Annotated in this window: 13 protein-coding genes; all 13 read right to left on the bottom strand. The window is 47.4% G+C overall.

Annotation, left to right across the window (positions count from 1 at the left end; genetic code table 11):
- Window positions 1-89 precede the first annotated feature (89 nt).
- The 13 genes from EKM92_RS03050 to trpD all read right to left on the bottom strand — a co-directional run bounded on the left by EKM92_RS03050 (window position 90) and on the right by trpD (window position 18769).
- On the bottom strand, window positions 90-2186 hold the full coding sequence (locus tag EKM92_RS03050; RefSeq protein WP_125707751.1) for an ABC transporter ATP-binding protein: 2097 nt from the start codon (window positions 2184-2186) through the stop codon (window positions 90-92).
- A gap of 6 nt (window positions 2187-2192) precedes the next feature.
- Entirely contained in the window at window positions 2193-3929 is a 1737-nt protein-coding gene (locus EKM92_RS03045; protein ID WP_125707749.1) for an ABC transporter ATP-binding protein, read from the bottom strand.
- Window positions 3930-4169: 240 nt separating this feature from the next.
- The gene (locus tag EKM92_RS03040) at window positions 4170-5957 is read right to left on the bottom strand and encodes an alpha-amylase family glycosyl hydrolase (RefSeq protein WP_125707747.1); all 1788 of its coding nucleotides are present in this window, start codon (window positions 5955-5957) and stop codon (window positions 4170-4172) included.
- On the bottom strand, window positions 5958-8360 hold the full coding sequence (locus EKM92_RS03035) for a glycogen/starch/alpha-glucan phosphorylase (protein ID WP_125707745.1): 2403 nt from the start codon (window positions 8358-8360) through the stop codon (window positions 5958-5960). It lies immediately after the preceding gene.
- 84 nt (window positions 8361-8444) lie between these two features.
- Window positions 8445-9884 carry a glycogen synthase GlgA gene (gene glgA / locus EKM92_RS03030; protein WP_125707743.1) on the bottom strand — a complete coding sequence of 480 codons (1440 nt, stop codon included), beginning with the start codon at window positions 9882-9884 and terminating at the stop codon, window positions 8445-8447.
- Complete coding sequence (gene glgD, locus EKM92_RS03025; RefSeq protein WP_125707741.1) at window positions 9877-11046, bottom strand: glucose-1-phosphate adenylyltransferase subunit GlgD; 1170 nt, start codon at window positions 11044-11046, stop codon at window positions 9877-9879. The genes glgA and glgD overlap by 8 nt, the downstream gene beginning before the upstream one ends.
- The gene (locus EKM92_RS03020) at window positions 11043-12185 is read right to left on the bottom strand and encodes a glucose-1-phosphate adenylyltransferase (protein ID WP_125707739.1); all 1143 of its coding nucleotides are present in this window, start codon (window positions 12183-12185) and stop codon (window positions 11043-11045) included. Before EKM92_RS03020 ends, glgD begins: the two co-directional genes overlap by 4 nt.
- A complete protein-coding gene (gene glgB, locus EKM92_RS03015) occupies window positions 12175-14058 on the bottom strand; it encodes a 1,4-alpha-glucan branching protein GlgB (RefSeq protein WP_125707737.1) in 1884 nt (627 codons plus the stop codon). Before glgB ends, EKM92_RS03020 begins: the two co-directional genes overlap by 11 nt.
- Window positions 14059-14428: 370 nt before the next feature.
- On the bottom strand, window positions 14429-15202 hold the full coding sequence (trpA, locus tag EKM92_RS03010) for a tryptophan synthase subunit alpha (RefSeq protein WP_125707735.1): 774 nt from the start codon (window positions 15200-15202) through the stop codon (window positions 14429-14431).
- Window positions 15195-16388 carry a tryptophan synthase subunit beta gene (gene trpB / locus EKM92_RS03005; RefSeq protein WP_125707734.1) on the bottom strand — a complete coding sequence of 398 codons (1194 nt, stop codon included), beginning with the start codon at window positions 16386-16388 and terminating at the stop codon, window positions 15195-15197. The genes trpA and trpB overlap by 8 nt, the downstream gene beginning before the upstream one ends.
- A gap of 1 nt (window position 16389) precedes the next feature.
- Entirely contained in the window at window positions 16390-16974 is a 585-nt protein-coding gene (locus EKM92_RS03000; protein ID WP_125707732.1) for a phosphoribosylanthranilate isomerase, read from the bottom strand.
- The gene (gene trpC / locus EKM92_RS02995) at window positions 16971-17753 is read right to left on the bottom strand and encodes an indole-3-glycerol phosphate synthase TrpC (RefSeq protein WP_125707730.1); all 783 of its coding nucleotides are present in this window, start codon (window positions 17751-17753) and stop codon (window positions 16971-16973) included. The genes EKM92_RS03000 and trpC overlap by 4 nt, the downstream gene beginning before the upstream one ends.
- Window positions 17750-18769: an anthranilate phosphoribosyltransferase gene (gene trpD / locus EKM92_RS02990; protein WP_125707729.1), complete on the bottom strand. Its 1020-nt coding sequence runs from the start codon at window positions 18767-18769 to the stop codon at window positions 17750-17752. The genes trpC and trpD overlap by 4 nt, the downstream gene beginning before the upstream one ends.
- Between the last annotated feature and the right edge of the window lie 832 nt (window positions 18770-19601).

Below are 19601 nucleotides of genomic sequence, written 5' to 3'. Positions count from 1 at the left end.
CAACTGATCACGGATAAACAAAAAGCCGATCACCCTGGCATTCACAAGGATGGTCAGCTTCAAACAAATCTCGTAATCTTTTAATGCGATTATTCAAACACGAATTGGTTATGATACAGTTCGCTGTAAAAGCCGCCTGCTTCAACTAATTCATGATGGGTGCCTTCTTCGATCACTTGACCATCTTTCAAAACAACGATCTTATCCGCATTCAAAATCGTCTTCAAGCGATGCGCGATCACAAAGCTGGTCCGACCAGCAATGGCGGCTTCCATTGCCCATTGGATCTGTTGTTCAGTGACCGTATCCACGTTTGACGTTGCTTCATCTAAGATCAAGATCTCAGGATCGGTTAAAATCGTCCGCGCAATTGAGATCTGTTGTTTTTGCCCGACAGAAAATGGTGAATTGGCTTCATCGACTTGGGTGTCATAGCCATCAGGCAAGCTTTCGATGAATTCATGAATATGTGTCGTTTTTGCAGCGGTGATCACCTCATCCATTGACGCTTCAGGTTTCCCAAAGCGAATGTTGTCCGCAATGGTGCCTGAGAACAACACGGATTCTTGTAACACGATGCCGACTTTGGCGCGTAAGGCATCTAAATTGAATTCGCGAATATCGATGCCGTCGTATTTAATGCTACCGGCGTCGACATCATAGAAACGATTCATCAAGTTCATGACCGTCGTTTTACCGGAACCAGTTGGCCCGACTAAAGCGACCATCTGCCCTTTGGCAACAGAAATGGACACATCTTTTAAAATCGGGGTATTTGGTAAATAACCAAAATCAACATGTTCGATTTCAATGCCATCGCCGACAGTTTCAAATGGCTTACCAGGTTCAGGCCGTACTTCTTCTGGTTCATCAAACATCACATTCAACCGAGTCGCTCCAGTGATGGCCAATTGCAATTGACCAAAGGAACTGGAGATCTGCATGATCGGATTGTAATATTGTTGCGCATATTGAATGAACGTGACAACTAGCCCTAAGGCTGCGGCAGTCGATAACGAGGAATCATTCAACGCAATTTTCGTCCCTAAGAAAATCACTAATGCTGTCGTTAACAATGAAAAGCCGTTCATCAATGGGAAAATCATTCCTGACCAAGCTTGCGCAGCGAAAGTGGATTTTTGCACTGCTTGATTTTTGGTGACGAAACCATCGATGGTGGGTTGTTGTTGGCCTTCGACGATGATCGCCTTTTGTCCGGAGATCTTTTCATCCATATAAGCATTCAGGACACTGACTTCAGCTTGTTGCTTGTCGGTGTATTTCTTAGCTTGAATGACGATCACAATGGCACAAAGCACTGCGACTGGTGTCGTCGATACGGTGACCCAGGCCAAAGAAACATTTTCATGGAAGATCATGATCAAGATCCCGACAAATAGCGCAATGTTGGTGGTGACGTTGACCGCGGCTTGATTCAAGGTGTTTTGAATGTTATCCAAATCACTGGTGAACCGCGCGAGAAGATCGCCGTCTTCATGACGGTCGAAGTAAGCGATCGTCATTTTTTCTAACTTCCCAAACAACCCTTTGCGCATGCGGTTGGTGGAATGCGCCACGATCCGGGTGAACAAAATCGTGTACAACAGTTGCGCCACGCCAGTCGTCACGTAAAACGCAAGCAACTTCCACATCGACCCGAAGAAATCAGCTTTGGAAGCGACTGGTGACGTGGCGACTTTCATCAAGCTATTGATCGTAGTGCCTTTAGGTAAGCTTGAAGTGATTGCTGCTGGCACATTGCCGTTCGTCAAATGATGCCAGTCAGATGGCATTGCGGCGAGTTGTTGCAACCCATGGATCGTGGTACCTTTCGGTAAATTCGCCAAAACTTGACTCGGTACCGTGGCATCGGTCAACGAACTAGCGGCGATCGTGTGGCCTGTGGCTTTCGATAAGCTAGCGGCAATTTGGTTCAACGCATCTTGGGCTTGCGTGGAACCGGCGGCGATTTTCTTTAACGCTTTGATCGCGTCTGGGGCATGTTGATGGGTGAAGAAGTCGCCGACAAACGTGGAAAGATGCGTGATGGCATCCCCCATGATCACAGGAGCTTCCACTTGAAGATAGGTCGCCGCAATAATAAAAATCGCGATTAGCAAAAATTGAAATTTGTATTTTTTGAAGTATAAATAAAAGAACTTCAAAGCGCGAGTGGTGTCATTCATATTGAATTAGTCCTCCTTCGCTTTTTGCGTGTCATAGATCTGTTGATAAACGTCGCTGGTTTCCAGCAATTCTTGGTGCGTGCCTTGCGCGACTAGATGGCCTTCATCCATGACTAAAATGGTATCGGCATGGACCACGCTAGAGATCTTTTGGGCGATGATGATCGTGGTGGTGCCATCAAGATCATGGGCCATCGCTTCTTGTACCAGCTTTTCAGAATGGGCATCAAGAGCTGATGTGGAATCATCTAAAATCAAGATCTTCGGTGCTTTGATCACACCACGAGTGATGGACATCCGCTGCTTTTGACCACCGGAGAAGTTATTGCCGCGTTCTTCCACTGGGGCATCATAACGTTCTGGCAAGCGGTCGATAAATTCAGCGGCTTGCGCAATTTTGGCAGCGCGATCCATGTCAGTTGCACTGGCATCGGCTTTGCCTTGCTTTAAGTTCCCAGCAATGGTCCCAGAGAATAAAATCGCTTTTTGTAACACGATGGAAATCGTGTTTTTTAACGTTTGTTGAGAAAGTGATTTTAGATCAACGCCGCCAACTTTAACTGTCCCTTTGGTGGGATCAAACAACCGCGGGATCAACTGGGCTAAGGTCGACTTCCCGGCACCAGTTGCACCGACGATACCGACCATTTCCCCAGGTGTAAGCGTAAAGGAAATGTCTTTTAACGTTGGTTGCTCGTCGTTGGGATATGCGAAGCTGACATGATCGAATTCAACGCTGCCGTCAAGGTCGACCACGTCATCAGTGGTATAAGTCATTGAGGTTTCGGTTTTGAGAATTTCTGAGATCCGACCCATTGACACCATCCCACGACTGGCAAACATCGACATCATCCCGCCCATAATAATGGCAAACATGATCTGCATCATATATTGGATGAAGGACATGATCCCGCCGAGTTGATCAGCAGCGACCGTCGCACTTTGAGTGACGAAAGTGGACACCAGCAAAATCGCGACGAAAATTGCTAACTGAGAAATAATGGTAAACGCTGGGATCATCGTGGAGAACGTGTACCCAACGGCCAAGTTATGGCCCAGCAATTCATCAGATTCTTGGTCGAAGGCTTTGGCTTGGTTCGCTTCTTGGACAAAAGACTTCACGACTCGTGCACCGCGTAAATTATCTTTGGCGATGCCATTGATGCGATCCATCAATGATTGGAACGCCGCGAAGTGTGGGCCCATGCGACCCATGGAAATGCCGGTGACGATCACGATCAATACCACCATCACCACAATGATCCACCAAAGGTTTGGCATGGTCATAATACTTAAGATAAAGGCGCCGACAAATAATAATGGCACCCGGATCAACACTTGAAACACCATCATCAATAACATTTGAATTTGGTTGATATCGTTGGTCATTCGCACCACGAGATTGTCGGCTTTGAATTTTTCGACATCTTCATATGAGAAAGTTTGGATCTTTCGGAAAGTTTGTTCTCGCAAGTCAGCTGAAACGGCTTGTGACAGCTTGGCGGCAGTTAAGGTGTTCAGCACTGAGCCGATCAAGCCGACCACGGCAACCACGATCAACGCCATGCCGTACTGCGAGATCTTGTCAATTTTCCCGTTGGTGGACAGCGTCATGTCTGCCATCACTTTCAAAATACTTTTCATATAAGAAGGTTGCCACAAGGCGGCACCGACTTGCAGCAACATGGTCAATAATGCCGCAGTTACCAGCAGTTTATATCTGCCGATCGCTTTAAAAATCATTCAATAATTCCTCCCAATTGAAAGTCGCGGGTCAGTCGACTTTGGCAATTTACAACAACAAAATGGGACTTTGCGTTAAAAATAACGAAATATCGATCACGCAAAGCAAATTGGATTATCCTACTTTGAAGTTACTTTGTAAAGTCTTAATTTTTACCGCTAAACCCGCGCCAATTCAACAAAAAAAGCATCCTCAAAATCATTGACTTTTCAGTCATTTTGAGAATGCTCGCAAAATTATCAATTATTAATTGTGATTTTAGGTAAAGCTTGGGTGACAGTGCTGTGTGCTGGGATCGTCAGACTTTCAATTTTTGACCGCCACTTTTCTGGGACCAAATGTAAGTCACAAGTTTGCGGATCCAGTTCCACATTGTGATCGGTGGCATTAAAGCCGACTAACACCGCTTGATCATCGAGATAGCGTAAGATCCCTAACCCTTCGCCATCATAAATCACCGCAAAGCCTGCGTTTCCTGAAAACAACGGGTCACGGCGTTGCTGCCAAGCGGCTTGATACCAACCAAAGATTTCATCATCAAGGTGACCCCATGGATAATATTTACGATTCAACGGATCGACATCACCATTTAATCCCGCTTCATCACCATAAAACTGGACTAAATTCCCTGGCAAACTCGCCCATAACGTCACAATTTGCGCAAGCTTGTCGCGACTTTCACCTAACGCGGTTAACACCCGCTTGGTATCGTGGGTGGAAATGCTGGTGAAGTTATACGCAAATACTTCCGGTGGATAGTTTTCTTTGAGTGTTTCCAGCTGCCGAGCAAAACGCCCGGGACTGATCGCCCCATTGACGTAATCTAACATGAGCTGGCGCTGCGGATAATTCATCGCACCTTGCAATTCATGCCCTTGTAAATATGGTCGCCGCTTGTCATAAGCGATTTTATGGGACGCATCTTCCCACACTTCACCGATCAACACCCGATCAGGATATTGATCAAGTAACGCCCGGATCTGCAATAAGAAATCGTCTGCCAGTTCATCCACCACATCTAACCGCCAACCGTCAACTCCTAAGCCAGTCCAATAGCCGATGACCGAATCCTCACCTCCAGCAATAAACTCATGGAAGCTAGTAGATTCTTTTTTAATGGCAGGTAAGTCTTTGACACCCCACCAAGATTTGTAATCATCTGGCCAATGTTTGAAAGTAAACCAAGGCGCATAAGGGCTAGCTGGGTCTTGGGCCGCACCGCGATCTTGATAATGTCCCAAAGCGTTGAAATAGCGCGAATCGCGGCCGACGTGATTAAACACACCATCTAAGATCAAGTGCATGCCGCGACGATGTAATCCTGAAACCAACGCTTTGAAGTCTGCAAGCGTCCCTAACATCGGGTCGATGCGGTAATAATCGGCAGTGTCATAGCGGTGATTGGAGGCCGCTTCAAAAATCGGACTCAAATAAAGTGCTGTGAAGCCCAAGTTTTGCAACCAATCGAGTTTGGCAGTGATCCCGGCTAAGTTCCCACCGTAAAAGTCCCACCGCACCACTTCGCCATTGGCATCTTTGACATAATAGGGATCATCAGACAATTGCCCATATAAAAAGCTATTGGGTTTGGGGTGATTGATGTGCCCGTCAACATTACCATTGTTGAAGCGATCGACAAAAATGTGATAGATCTGGGCATTTTTGTACCAGTCAGGCACCGTTTCAAAGCGATCGACCACCGTCAATTGATACCAAGGTGCCGCATCAGGGTCGCGATACACTTGCCCACTGCCGCCAAAGCCACCAGCGACAGTCCCATAAGTCACTTGACCGGTATTCGTTTCCACTCGAAAAGCGTAATACCACAAGCCTTGGACATTCGGCATAATGGTTGCACTCCAGCAGCCATCATGGCGATGCATCACCACGGCTTGCATGCCGCCGTCAGCTTGTGAGACTAGCAAAGTCGCCACTTTTGCTTCAGGGGCAGTCAACGTGAACGTCACCGGTGTATTTTTCAACAACGCCCCAGCAGGCGTTCGGTCGACAAACGAGTCATAATGCATTTACTCACCTCCATGACCTACCGGAGTCGATGGCAACACATCCCAAATTTCACGACCATAACGCGCCACCGTGTAATCCGCAGAGAATTGACCAGAGGCAGCAATATTTTTCAACGCCGCTTGCGCCCAAGCCATTGGGTCTTGCCACAAGCTGTCGAGTTTATGCGACGCTTCAATATAACTGCGGAAGTCTGCTAAAACTAAATACGTGTCGTTATAAACTAATAACTCGTCTTGGATCTCGCGACCTTCAGTGGCAATATCTGGGATCGTGCCATCAGTCAACATGTCGACGATGCGATGAAGCGTTGGATCTGCTTCATAAATCGCCCGTGCTGAATATTGACCACTGGCTTTGAGTTGTGCCACTTCAGGCGTGGTCAACCCAAACATCGCCATTGCGTCTTCACCGGCGGCGTCTTTGATTTCAATGTTGGCACCATCTAAGGTCGCTAAGGTCAACGCCCCGTTAGCCATCAGTTTCATGTTTGACGTCCCAGAAGCTTCAGTCCCAGCCATTGAGATCTGTTCAGAAATATCAGCCGCAGGAATGATCCGCTCAGCTAGCGATACCCCATAATTTGGTAAGAATGCAACGGCGAGTTTGCCTTTGCAATCAGGGTCGTTGTTCACTAAGTCAGCGACGGCATTGATCAAGCGAATCACTGACTTGGCATAACGGTAGCTCGGCGCCGCTTTGGCACCAAACACATGGACGCGACTTGGCCGCTTTTCTCCGTTTTTGATCGCTAAGTACGCTTCTAAGATCCCAAAAACATGCAGCAGTTGCCGTTTGTAGGCATGCAGCCGTTTGATCTGCACATCAAAAATCGCATCTGTCGGGACTTCAATGCCTAACTGATCAAAAATGATCGCGGCGAGTTTTTCTTTGTTGGCCTTTTTAGCAGTGTGCAAGGCTTGGAGAAATTTCTCATCGTTTAAGTGTGCTGCCAGTGGGACCAACAAACTCGGGTCGCTACGCCAGCCAGTATCGATGGCGGAATCGATCAGTTCAGATAATTCAGGATTGGCAATTTGCACCCAACGTCTTGGGGTGATGCCGTTGGTTTTGTTATTGAAACGCTCTGGGAAAATCGTGTATAAGTCTTTCAAAACACTGGATTTCAACAATTCACTATGGATCTTTGCAACGCCATTGACGGCGTGACTACCGATCACGGCTAAATAAGCCATCCGCAAATACCCATCAGCGATCGGGGCACAGCGTTGGATCAATTCACCGCCAAATCTTGGGGTATAAGTTTCCCGGAAACGATGATCCACTTCTTGGGCAATTTGATAAAGCCGTGGCATCAGGCGCGCAAACATTTCTTCCGGCCATGTTTCCAAGGCTTCTGACATTAAGGTGTGGTTGGTGTAACTCAACGTTTGCACCGTGATCTGCCAAGCTTCTTCCCAACTCAGGCCGCCGTCATCAAGCAACACCCGCATCAATTCCAATACTGCCATTGCTGGATGGGTGTCGTTAATATGGATCGCCACAAAGTTTGGTAAAAGATGTAGATCTTGATGGAAGCGACGGAAGTGGGTAATGATGCTTTGAATGCCGGCACTGGTGAAGAAATATTCTTGACGCAACCGCAATTCACGCCCGGCAGTATCTGAATCATCTGGATATAAAATTTGGGTGATCGCATTGATGCGAGCTTTTTCCGCCAGGCTGTGGGTGTGGCCAGGGACAGGTTCAGCACTCCACAACCGCATCGTGTTGACCACTTGATTGTGGTGCCCCACCATTGCAATGTCATAAGGGACTGCCAGCACATCATCCGTATCTTGATAAACTGGCTCTAACCCGCCGTTATCACAAGGGGTCAAATACACTGACCCACCAAAACGCACGATCACCGCCCGATTTTCTTTCCGCGTTTCCCACACATATGGATCGCGCAGCCAATCATCTGGCAATTCGACTTGATAGCCATCGACAAACCGTTGTTTAAACAAACCGTATTGATAGCGGATCCCGTTGCCGTTGCCTGCCATCCCGTCAGCTGCCATACTATCGAGAAACGCTGATGCCAAGCGCCCGAGGCCGCCGTTACCAAGACCTGGATCACCTTCTTGCGCATATAGGTCTGGAATATCAATGTCCAGTTGCTTCAACCCAGCTTCAACTGTATCTTTGATCCCAAGGTTCAACAAATTTGACGCTAACAGCCGTCCAGGGAGAAACTCAATGGAAAAATAATACACCTGCTTTTGCTGATGATGATCGTAATCTGCCTTGGTTTGCGCCCAGTCTTTGGCGTAATAGCCTTTTACCAAAAACGCTAGTGCTTGATATTGTTGCATCGGTGACAGATTGTCCAGCGAATCGGCAAATAAATGTAAAGCTTCAGCTTGAAAATCAGCGATGAAGCGTTTCTTCGTTAATCCCATAAATCAAACTCCCTCCAAAAATAGGTGGCGACTAGCACCACCCATCTCACACAATGTCAACATTGGCATTATGGTGTATTTTTCTTAGTTCAGCAAGTTTTGATAACCTTGCAAATAATCTTGAGCGGCATGGACCCAATCAAAGTCTTTGGCCATCGCCGTTTGTTGCAAATGTAAGAACTCGTCAGGCGTTTGGGTGTACACTTCTGCAGCCCGCTGCAAGGTATCAGCTAACACGCCAGTATTGTATTCCCAGAAGCTGAAGCCGTCGCCGTCGCCCGTAGTTGCGTCATAGGCGATCACTGAATCGCGCAAACCGCCAGTTTCATGGACGATCGGCAACGCCCCATAACGCATTGCCATCATTTGCGCCAAGCCACTAGGTTCAAAGGCACTTGGCATCACGAAATAGTCGACCCCACCATAAATCCGTTGGGCTAATGCCACATCAAAGCCGATCTTGGTGGCGACTTTGCCTGCATAGCGCGCATGGAGATCTTCAAAATGACGCTCAAGATCGCCATCGCCAGTCCCTAAGATCACGATTTGCATGTCGACACTTGGTAAGATCTGATTCAAGGCGTCAACTAACAAGTCCATCCCTTTTTGACGGGTCAATCGCGACACAACACCATACAATGGGACATCAGTTTGCGGTAAACCAAATTCTTGTTGCAACGCCAATTTATCTTGGGCTTTGCCAGCAAGGTCGTCAGCGGAGTAATTGGCATACAAGTGACTGTCAGTTTGAGGATCATACAATTTCGTATCGATCCCATTTAAGATCCCACGTAATTTCCAGTTTTGTTTCCGCAAGGTGCCATCGAGATGTTCCCCAAAGGCTGGGGTTTGAATTTCGCCAGCGTAACTTGGACTGACTGTCGTGACTAAGTTAGCGAAGTTGATGCCACCTTTCAAGAAGTTCACTGAATCATCTTGAACAAACCCATCATCATTGGCATATTGCCGCCCAATGCCGAAGACATCGTCCAAGATCGATTGCGGGAACCACCCTTGGAATTGCAAATTATGGATCGTCAGTTGGGTTTTGATTCCAGATAATGCATTGATCCATTGGTATTTGTCTGCTAACAACACCGGAATAAACGCAGTGTGCCAGTCGTTGACATGCAAGACATCAGGGATAAAGTCGATCACTTGCAACATTTCAATGATCGCCATTTGGAAAAAGCCGAACCGACCACCATCATCCCATTCGCCGTACAACCGATCGCGACCAAAGAATTCTTCGTTGTCAATGAAATAATACGTCACGTCATTGAGCTTTAACGTCAACACGCCGACATATTTTTCTTGATGGCCAAACGTCAAGGTAAACCGCGCCAGTGGCCGCAACTGTTCACGATACTGGTCTGGAAACAACCGCGAATACATTGGCAACACCACGCGAATATCAACGCCTGCTTGTTTCAAGGCTTGCGGCAAGGCATAGGCAACATCCCCTAAGCCACCAGTTTTATAAAAAGGGACACCTTCTGCAGCCGCAAATAACACTTTAAGCATTAGCGGATCCCTCCACTTCACTTTCGCGGAACACCGTTTGGTTCTTCCGCAAAACGATCGGCTTGTCAGGCTTGCCGACGATCGTCAAGTTTGGTCCGATCACCACACCTTTATCCAAAATTGCATATTTCACCGTCGAGCCAGTGGAAATTTTCGACCCTTGCATCACTACGGCATGATCGACTAAGGCATCATGATGGATCACCACATTGCGGAACACCACAGAATCTTGCACCGTTCCTTCTATATAAGTGCCAGTGCCTAACAACGAGTTCACCACAGTAGCATCTTTGGCAAAGAAGCTTGGGACTTCATTTTTACTCTTGGTCAAAATTGGGACACTGGACAACAACAGCGACTGGAAGTTGGCGTCGTCAAGCATTTGCAAATTAGAATCATAGTAACGCTGGATCGAGTCGATCCGGGCTAAATAGCCAGTATATTCAAAGGCATTGGCATTGTTGGCTAAGACATAATCCCGCAACAATTCTGGCAAACGGCGGAATTCACGACTTTGCGCAGCATCTTCCAGCAAGTCGATCAAATCGGTGGTCGCCAACAAATAAATATCCATGAAGCTTGGAATTTCAGTTTTGCCTTGGTCATCATGACGTTCCTTAGCTTGGACAATTGCCGAAGCGGTCCCTTGTTCTGACAACGCCAAAGTCCAGTCTGTTGGACGGATGCGACTCAACGGCAACTTCTTATAAACCGTGGTGATACGGTTGTCGCCGGCTTTGTGATAATTCAAAATCGCATTCAAGTTGACGTTGGCGACGTTTTTGGCACCCATTACCACAGTGTACTTGGAACCAGACCCGCGTAAGAATTGGGTGTAGTTCTCATAATAACGCGCACGCAAGTCGTCATTTTGATAGTCGCGAGTGGCCACATACGGGAATAAGAACACCCCACCTTGAATCAAATCGAGATTCCAAGCAGCACCTGAGCGAATATGATCTTGTACCGAGCGTTCAGATTCTGGCATGAACAACCCGACTGAGTGAATGTCTGCGGCAGTGATCGCCGACAATGGAAAATCGATCAAACGATAACGTCCAGCAAAAGGCAAGGTGCCAATGGGACGATGTTCTGTTAATGGTAAAAGCGTGTGCACGTCTTCATTTAAATCGATGACGGCAGCCATTTCTCCTTGTCTCATGCTTTCTCCTTTCGGCCGACTACTTCACCGTAGCCGATCACTGCAATGTCATCAGGTTTGCCGATCACTTCACCGTTGTCGCCGACAACAGCATCTTCGCCGATAATGGCGTGATCGATCACCACGTTTTTGCCGATAACGGCATTCGGCATGATCATCGAATCAGTGATCGTCGAGCCTTCACCGACTTTGACGTTTTGACTCAAAATACTGTGTTCAACCGTACCGGCAACATAAGAGCCGTCAGTAACCATTGAACGTTGGACCTTCGCTGATTTGGTGAAAAACATCGGCGGCAGTGCTTCGTTTTGTGAGTAAATGCGCCAGTTGCGATTGGTGATATTCAGCGGGTTGTTTGGGGAAAGGAATTCCATATTCGCTTCCCACAAACTTTGAATGGTGCCGACGTCTTTCCAATAGCCATGAAAAGCGTAAGCAAAAGTCGGTTCGTTATGCGCCAGATAGGCTGGGATCACGTCTTTACCGAAGTCTTCCATTTTCCCATCAGTGGCATAAGAATCCATCAAATACTTCTTCAACGGTGCCCAGTCGAAAATGTAGATCCCCATGGAAGCTAAATCAGATTTCGGCTTTTCAGGCTTTTCTTCAAAGGCGATGATGCGATCCGTGTCATCGGTATTCATGATCCCAAAGCGCGTCGCTTCTTCCAAAGATACTGGCATAACAGCAACTGTTAAAGTGGCTTTCTTGGCTTTATGGAAGGCAAGCATCCGCTCATAATCCATTTTATAAATATGGTCGCCTGACAAGATCAACACATATTGCGGATTGTAAGAATCGATGTAGGCCATGTTTTGGTAAATCGCATGGGCAGTGCCTTCAAAGAACTTCTCACCTTCAGAGCTAGCATAAGGTTGCAAAATGGTCACACCGGCGCCGCGTTCATTCAAGCCCCAGCTGGCGCCGTTTTGGACATGGCGGTTAAGTTCCAAAGGTTGATATTGGGTGATGACGCCAACCGTATTGACGCCGGAGTTGGATAAATTACTTAACGTGAAATCAATGATCCGATAGCGCCCACCAAAAGGTACGGAAGGCTTTGCGGTATTTTTGGTTAATTTCCCTAGCCGGGTGCCTTGGCCGCCAGCTAGGATCATGCCTAACATTTCAGTGCTCATGGGTTTCCCTCCTGATTTTCTTTGGGGCGATCAATAATGCACTCATCGCCGGTAATACCACACGGACTTGATCTGGTCGTCCATCAAGTGGCTCGCCGGTGGTATGCAAGGTGCGCTGTAGGCGCCGCCAAGTCCCGCCAAAATGATAACTTTCAGTATTTAATAAAATTTCATAATCGCCTGAAGCAGGTACTGCGATCGGATAATCTTGAATTTCTTCTGGCATCAGGTTCAAGACCACAATGGTGAAGTCATCTGCAGTTTCCCCTTTGCGAATATACGCCAACTGCTCTGGTCCATCGCCTTTGGTGACTTCCATGCCGTTTGGGTCATGGTCATTGACCCACAGGCTTGGGCGCTTTTTATAGAGTTTGTTCAGGGTTTTGGTGAATTGTTGCATCGCGGCATTCATCGGATCATCGAGATCGACCCACTCAAGCGGACTGTAGTCGCGCCACTCCAAGAATTGTCCCCATTCGCTGCCCATGAACAACAACTTTTTGCCAGGATGAGTCATCAACCAGACGAACATCACCCGCAAATTAGCAAATTGATTGTAGCGATCGCCTGGCATTTTGTGCATTAACGATTTTTTGCCATGGACCACCTCATCATGGGAAAACGGTAAAATGAATTGCTCGTCATAGGTGTATACCCATGAGAACGTCAACAGGTTCAAATGTTCACGACGCGCATAAGGATCCATTTCAAAATACTTCAGCGTGTCATTCATCCAACCCATGTTCCATTTGTAGTTAAACCCTAAGCCGCCCATATCGATCGGGGCTGAAACTTTCGGGAAAGCAGACGATTCTTCTGCGATCATGAGGGCTTCTGGATGCGCCGCAAACACAGAAGTATTGAGCTTCTTTAAAAAGGCTTGGCCTTCAAGATTGTCGCGGCCACCAAAGACATTGCGATCTTGCTCTTTGCCAGCGTCATAATCCATATACAACATGTTGGACACCGCATCGACCCGCAACCCATCTAAGTGACAATGATCTAACCAATACATTGCACTGGAGATCAAGAAGCTTTGAACTTGAGTTTTCCCAAGGTCAAAATTCCAAGTCCCCCAGCGGACATTGTCAGCGCGATGAGGATCTTGATATTCAAACGTCGGCGTCCCATCAAACTGCGCCAACGTATCCGTGTTGCGAATAAAGTGCCCTGGCACCCAATCCATGATCACCCCAAGACCAGCTTTATGCGCGGCATCGACAAACCCTAAGAAATCTTCTGGTGCGCCAAAGCGACTGGTCGCCGCAAAGTACCCCATCAATTGGTATCCCCAAGAGGCATCAAGCAAATGTTCCATTAACGGCATCAATTCAATATGGGTGTAACCCATTTGCTTGACATAAGGGATTACCAGTTTCGCCAGTTCTTGATAAGATAAATAACTCCCGTCTTCATGGCGTTGAAAAGAACCGAGGTGCATTTCATAAATATTCAACGGCCGTGAATAAATCGGTTGTTGTTTTTGTTGCGCTTGCCAGGCTGCATCATGCCATTCATGTTTTGGCAAATCGCACAATTTCGCCGCAGTGCCAGGCTTTTTTTCAAAGGCAAAGGCATAAGGATCGATTTTTTCGATCACGTCACCTGATTGCGTGGTGATATGGAATTTATATAATTGGCCCACGTCGCCTGAATGTTGCCCTTGCCAGCATCCAGTTTCACCGATCGGCGAAAGTGGTACTGGTTTCCAATCAGAAAAGTCGCCAACTACTGCGACCCCAGCTGCATGTGGGGCCCACACGAGAAACTGCCAAACGCCTGGACGCACAAGATGTGCGCCAAAGCGTCGATAACTTTGATAATCTTCACCACGACCGAATAGATACAGCCACGGTGATGTTGTTTCATCCATCGACGTCGCCTCCTTTGATGCCGCTTACACGCTAAGTATAACACGATTTGTCAGAGTTCTCGCCCCTAGAGATTATGATATTTTTTTGTAATTTTCATCACGGCAAGACACCTTCCACAGGCTGATTTAGTCGCTTTTAATAGAATAATTTAAACATTTATGCCTAAATAACTAAGCGCTTACATATAAGCACGGGATACACGATTTGTCGGCTGACATTAATTGATAATTCAAGGCAAATTATTTGATCTTCGAAAAATGTTTCACAGAGTTTAAAGCGAGTTTCAACACTTTTTCATGCTTCATTTGGCATATTTTACCCAACAAAAAAGTGCTGAAATCGATGGATTTCAGCACTTCATGGTGAGGATCAAGCTTTAGCGATTGCTTCGACCATCGCTTTGGTGTAATCACCAACGGCTTTTGGTGCATCGTCACTTTCTTGGGCGAGTTGGACGATCGCAGAGCCCACGATCACGCCGTCAGCGACTTTGGCTAAGTTTTTGGCTTGTTCTGGCGTATGGACCCCAAAGCCGACACATAACGGCGCATCAGTGACTTTCCGCAAGTCGGCGATCAAGTCATCAAGGTTTTGGGCAAAGCTGGAACGTTGGCCAGTGACCCCAAGTGCCGACACAATATAGATAAAGCCGGTGGCGTAGCGGACTAACTTCTTCAATCGAGGACCACTGGTGGGACTGACCAACGGAATCAAGTCCACGTTATGTTTTTCCGTGAAGGTCAAGATCTCGTCAGCTTCTTCTTCTGGCAAGTCAGGAATCACTAAGCCATAGACGCCGAGTTCCTCACAACGCGCACAAAACGCATCATAACCATATTTAAAAGGAATGTTGGCATAAGTTAAGAAGACTAATGGGACATTCGTCTGTTCACGGATCGCTTTGACAATGTCGAACACCCCTTCAACGGTGATGCCGCCAGCAAAAGCCCGCAACCCAGCAGCTTGGATCACTGGCCCATCAGCGATCGGATCAGAGAATGGCACCCCGAGTTCAACGATGTCGGCTCCATTTTTTGCTAAAGCGACCACTTGATCGACAGTTGCTTGTGCAGAGGGATCGCCTGCGGTAACAAATGGAATAAACGCTTTGTGATTTTCAAAAACAGCTTGTAATTTACTCATGAACATCGACCCCCCGATATGCTGCAACTTGTGCGACGTCTTTATCGCCACGCCCTGATAACGTGCAAATAATGATTTGATCTTTACGCATCGTTGGCGCAAGTTTTTGGACGTAAGCCACGGCATGGCAAGATTCAACTGCGGCGATGATGCCTTCTTCTTTGGCAATATATTCAAAAGCATCAACCGATTCATCGTCAGTGATCCCCACGTAATGAGCCCGACCAGATGCATCTAAGGCCGCATGTTCAGGTCCGACGCCGGGATAATCAAGTCCAGCAGAGATGGAGTAAACTTTCGCGATTTGGCCTTCATTGTTTTGCATGAAAATCGACTTCATGCCATGGAAGATCCCTGGCGTCCCAGTTTCAAGTGTCGCGGCAGTGTGGCCAGTGCCAACGCCTTCACCAGCAGCTTCAACGCCGTATAATGCAACTGATGGATCATCAATGAAATCAGCAAATGAGCCGATGGCGTTAGAACCGCCGCCAACACACGCAACCACAGCATCAGGTAAGCGGCCTTCAACTTCTTGAAGTTGTTTTTTGGCTTCTTTAGAAATGACGGATTGAAATTCATGAACCATTGCTGGATATGGTGCTGGACCCATTGCAGAACCAATGACGTAAAAGGTGTCATCCGGATGCGCAGCCCAGTCTTGCAGTGCCGCGTTGACCGCATCTTTTAACAACCCTTGACCGCTGGTAACGGCATTGACTTTGGCACCAAGCAACTCCATGCGATAAACATTGAGTTTTTGGCGTTCGGTGTCTTCTTTACCCATGAAGACTTCACATTTCATGCCGAACAAGGCGGCGATGGTGGCAGTGGCAACCCCATGTTGGCCTGCGCCAGTTTCAGCGATCAAACGGGTTTTACCAAGGCGACGTGCCAACAACACCTGCCCGATCACATTGTTGATTTTGTGGGCACCGGTATGGTTCAAGTCTTCGCGCTTTAAGTAGATCTTGGCGCCACCGAGGTCTTCAGTCATCCGCTTGGCATAATACAACAGCGATGGGCGGTTGGCATAGTCGTTCAGTAAACGATGAAATTCTTCGTAAAATTTAGGATCTTGTTTGGCATTTTCAAAACATTCAGTGAGCTTGTCTAAGCTTGCCATTAACGTTTCTGGGACGTATTGGCCACCGAATTCACCAAAACGATTATCGATTTTTTCTTCCATATTAAAGCTCCTCTTTGATGGCACGCACAGCAGTGATGAAGGCGTGCACTTTCTTGGCATCTTTGTGGCCATTTGATTCCAAGCGACTGGAGGCATCGACGATTTGGGGATGCACTGCCATGATTGCTTGTTGCACATTGTTACCATCGAGCCCGCCAGCTAACATCAACGGTTGGACAACTGGTGGTAAGTCGTTCCAAGAAAGGGTCTCACCAGACCCGTCACCGGCATCCAGTAAGGCAATGTCGGCAACGGTGCTAGGTGCTGACACATCGATTCTTGAAATCACCATCAACCCTGCTTGTTGTAAGGCGACAATAGTTTTCTTGCGACTGACGCGATGCAGTTGCACCGCATCGATCAAATGTTCATCATGTAGGCGGATCAAATGTTTGAGATCTGGTTCGACGACCACCGCCACTTTGCAAATCGTGGGATCCAGGGCTGCGGTTAACTTAGCGAGTTGTTCATCTGACACATGATGGCGCCCACCAGCTAACACAAACCCTGCATAATCAGGATGTTCTGCGTTGATAATAGCAATGTCTTCAAGGGTCGTGGACCCGCAAACTTTGACTTGAGTCATAAAACGGCTTCCTTATATTCACGAATGACAGCTTTGCGATCCGTTGCACGCATAAAGGTTTCCCCGATCAGCACACCGTTGAGACCATGCGCTTTTAATTCTGTGAGTTGAGCGGCGTGGGTGATCCCTGATTCTGCTAAAACTTTAATGTCATCAGGGATCTTTGCTCGCAATTGTTCTGAGTGGTGAATGTCGACGGTAAAATCACGTAAATCACGATTGTTGACGCCGATCAGTTGCGGGTGAATGGCTAATGCGCGGTTGATTTCTGTTTCGTCGTGGCATTCAACAAGCACCTCTAAGCCTAATTCTGTGGCCAGTTGATAATAGTCATGCAGTTGTTGATCCGATAAAATTGCGACGATCAACAACACCAGGCTAGCACCGTGAATTTTCGCTTGATAGATCATGTAAGGATCGATCACAAAGTCTTTGCGCAATATAGGTTTGCTGGTGACTTGGGCGATTTCATGCATGAACTCGAGATCACCTTTAAAGTAATCTGGCTCCGTCAACACGCTGATAGCATCGACCCCGGCTTTAGTATATTCACGCGCGATCCCTAAAAAGGGAAAATCTTTTGCAATCAGCCCTTTTGAAGGCGAGGCTTTCTTAACTTCTGCGATAATGCCGAAGTGATCATTTAAACTCGCAATGAAACTCGGTTTGTTCAACGGTTTGACTTCAGCGACTTGTTGTTGCAAAGCCGCTAGCGGGATCAATTGTTTTTCGCGTTGAATGCGGGCTGTGGTTGCAGCAACTAAGTCATCTAAAATCATGCCACGACCTCTTGATTCGACGCTTTGATCAAGTTGTTCAACAATTCAGTGGCTTTGCCATCAGCGATGGTTTGCTTTGCTAACGCGATGCCGTTGGTGATGGAATCAGCTTTGCCGACGATGTAAAGCGCCACCCCGGCGTTAAGAAGCACGGCATCAGTTTTAGGACCAGGGTTCCCAGCTAAAATGTCCCGAGTGATTTGGGCATTTTCTGCTGGGGTGCCACCGACGAGTTCGGCTTTGTCAGCATATTCAATCCCGTAATCATGAGGATCAATAGTGCGAGCAGTGATTTGACCATTGTCGATCACTAACGCATCCGTCTTGCCGGTAGCTGTGACTTCATCCAAGCCATCTTCACCATGAACCACCATGCCGCGTTTAACGCCTAATTGAATCAAGGCGTCGGCCATCGGCTTCATCAGATCTTCGCGGTAAACGCCAAGCAATTGATACGTTGGCTTTGCGGGATTTGCCAGCGGGCCGATCAAGTTGAAAATCGTTGGGAAGCCGAGCAACTTGCGGGTCGGGCCGACGAAACGCATCGCGGCGTGATACTTTTGCGCAAATAAGAAGCAAGCGTGGTATTCATGAAGCAAGGCTTCTGACTGATCAACGGAAGCGTTGATATTGTAGCCTAATGCTTCTAAGACATCTGCGGCACCAGATTTAGAAGAAGCGGCGCGGTTGCCGTGTTTGGCAATGTCTGCACCAGCGGCGGCGATGACAAACATCGACGTGGTGGAAATGTTGAAAGTGTTGGCGTGATCACCACCAGTACCGACCACTTCAAGCACTGGTTCTTCAGGGTCAAACTTCGTGGCGTTGCTACGCATGGAGTCGGCAGCACCAGCAATTTCAGTGGCAGTGGCCCCTTTTTCTGCCATTGCCGTTAAGTAGCTGGCAATGAGGCTAGGATCAACTTCACCTTTAAGCAATTCGTTGTGAGCAGCTTTGGTTTCATCAAAAGTTAAATCAGTGTGGTTCACTAAATGTGCGATCGTTTCGTTTAACATAAGGGTTTCCTCCCAGGAATGTCTGAGTAGCGTTCAACATTGTCCTAAGCGTTGCCATCGTTTGTTCATCATTGTGGTCACCTGTTTTTCATAGAATACAAAAAATCCGCCCATAAACAGTCATGCTGTTTAAGGACGGATTATTCCGCGGTGCCACCTTAATTGGGTATCTAAATAAAGCCTATACCCCCACTTGGCGAAGAGCTAACACTCTCCCGGTAACTGACGTATACCTGACGTACACCCTGACTCGCAAAAGTTTTTGGGGTGTCCCTCGATGGTCCATTTAATCACCTGCGTTCTACGGCATTCCCAGCAACGGCCGCTCTCTGTGCGTGCACAATGATCTTGATCTCCATCTCAACGGTTTATGGACGAACTTGTTTTGTTGTGAATAAGATAATCTCTTTCTCATCTTTTGTCAACGGGTTTTTAATCTTTTTCGTGAAAAAAGTTTCAGACTTTCATTTTCGTCGTGGCCAGCCGTCAGTGGTATAGCTTTATTCCGTGATTTCAAATTGGGACTCCAGCTGGTACGGCTTTCCGTGGTGAGGGTCCTCAGGAAAGCTAACTTGGACGTTTCGCTACGCTCACCGCCAAGTGGATCTTTCCCTGCGGCTTCTCGTAAGCGGTAAAACCGCAAACGAGAATCTCACCACGGCAACCCAGCCAGCTTCCGTCCCACTTTTAAATCACTGCACCATCGGTTGGCCACAGGCGATGTGACGTAAAGCGAATGATCTCAACATTCGGAAAATACATGATGTCGAACATTATTAAAGCTAAACCTGACAGCCTACGACGCTGACACAGATTTTCGATCCAATCATCA

Origin of the sequence: Lacticaseibacillus porcinae, assembly GCF_003946305.1 — a bacterium.
In the GTDB taxonomy this organism is placed as follows: domain Bacteria; phylum Bacillota; class Bacilli; order Lactobacillales; family Lactobacillaceae; genus Lacticaseibacillus; species Lacticaseibacillus porcinae.
The sequence above is the reverse complement of the archived record's forward strand: the minus strand, read 5'-3'. Positions and strand labels throughout refer to the sequence as shown.

Excerpts from the sequence above, each read along its gene's own strand:
- trpD (WP_125707729.1), bottom strand. The coding sequence starts at position 18,769 with ATGTTAAACGAAACGATCGCACATTTAGTGAACCACACTGATTTAACT.
- EKM92_RS03020 (WP_125707739.1), bottom strand. The coding sequence starts at position 12,185 with ATGAGCACTGAAATGTTAGGCATGATCCTAGCTGGCGGCCAAGGCACC.
- EKM92_RS03035 (WP_125707745.1), bottom strand. The coding sequence starts at position 8,360 with ATGGGATTAACGAAGAAACGCTTCATCGCTGATTTTCAAGCTGAAGCT.
- trpA (WP_125707735.1), bottom strand. The coding sequence starts at position 15,202 with ATGAGTAAATTACAAGCTGTTTTTGAAAATCACAAAGCGTTTATTCCA.
- EKM92_RS03050 (WP_125707751.1), bottom strand. The coding sequence starts at position 2,186 with ATGAATGACACCACTCGCGCTTTGAAGTTCTTTTATTTATACTTCAAA.
- glgB (WP_125707737.1), bottom strand. The coding sequence starts at position 14,058 with ATGGATGAAACAACATCACCGTGGCTGTATCTATTCGGTCGTGGTGAA.
- EKM92_RS03000 (WP_125707732.1), bottom strand. The coding sequence starts at position 16,974 with ATGACTCAAGTCAAAGTTTGCGGGTCCACGACCCTTGAAGACATTGCT.
- trpC (WP_125707730.1), bottom strand. The coding sequence starts at position 17,753 with ATGATTTTAGATGACTTAGTTGCTGCAACCACAGCCCGCATTCAACGC.
- EKM92_RS03045 (WP_125707749.1), bottom strand. The coding sequence starts at position 3,929 with ATGATTTTTAAAGCGATCGGCAGATATAAACTGCTGGTAACTGCGGCA.
- glgD (WP_125707741.1), bottom strand. The coding sequence starts at position 11,046 with ATGAGACAAGGAGAAATGGCTGCCGTCATCGATTTAAATGAAGACGTG.
- glgA (WP_125707743.1), bottom strand. The coding sequence starts at position 9,884 with ATGCTTAAAGTGTTATTTGCGGCTGCAGAAGGTGTCCCTTTTTATAAA.
- EKM92_RS03040 (WP_125707747.1), bottom strand. The coding sequence starts at position 5,957 with ATGCATTATGACTCGTTTGTCGACCGAACGCCTGCTGGGGCGTTGTTG.
- trpB (WP_125707734.1), bottom strand. The coding sequence starts at position 16,388 with ATGGAAGAAAAAATCGATAATCGTTTTGGTGAATTCGGTGGCCAATAC.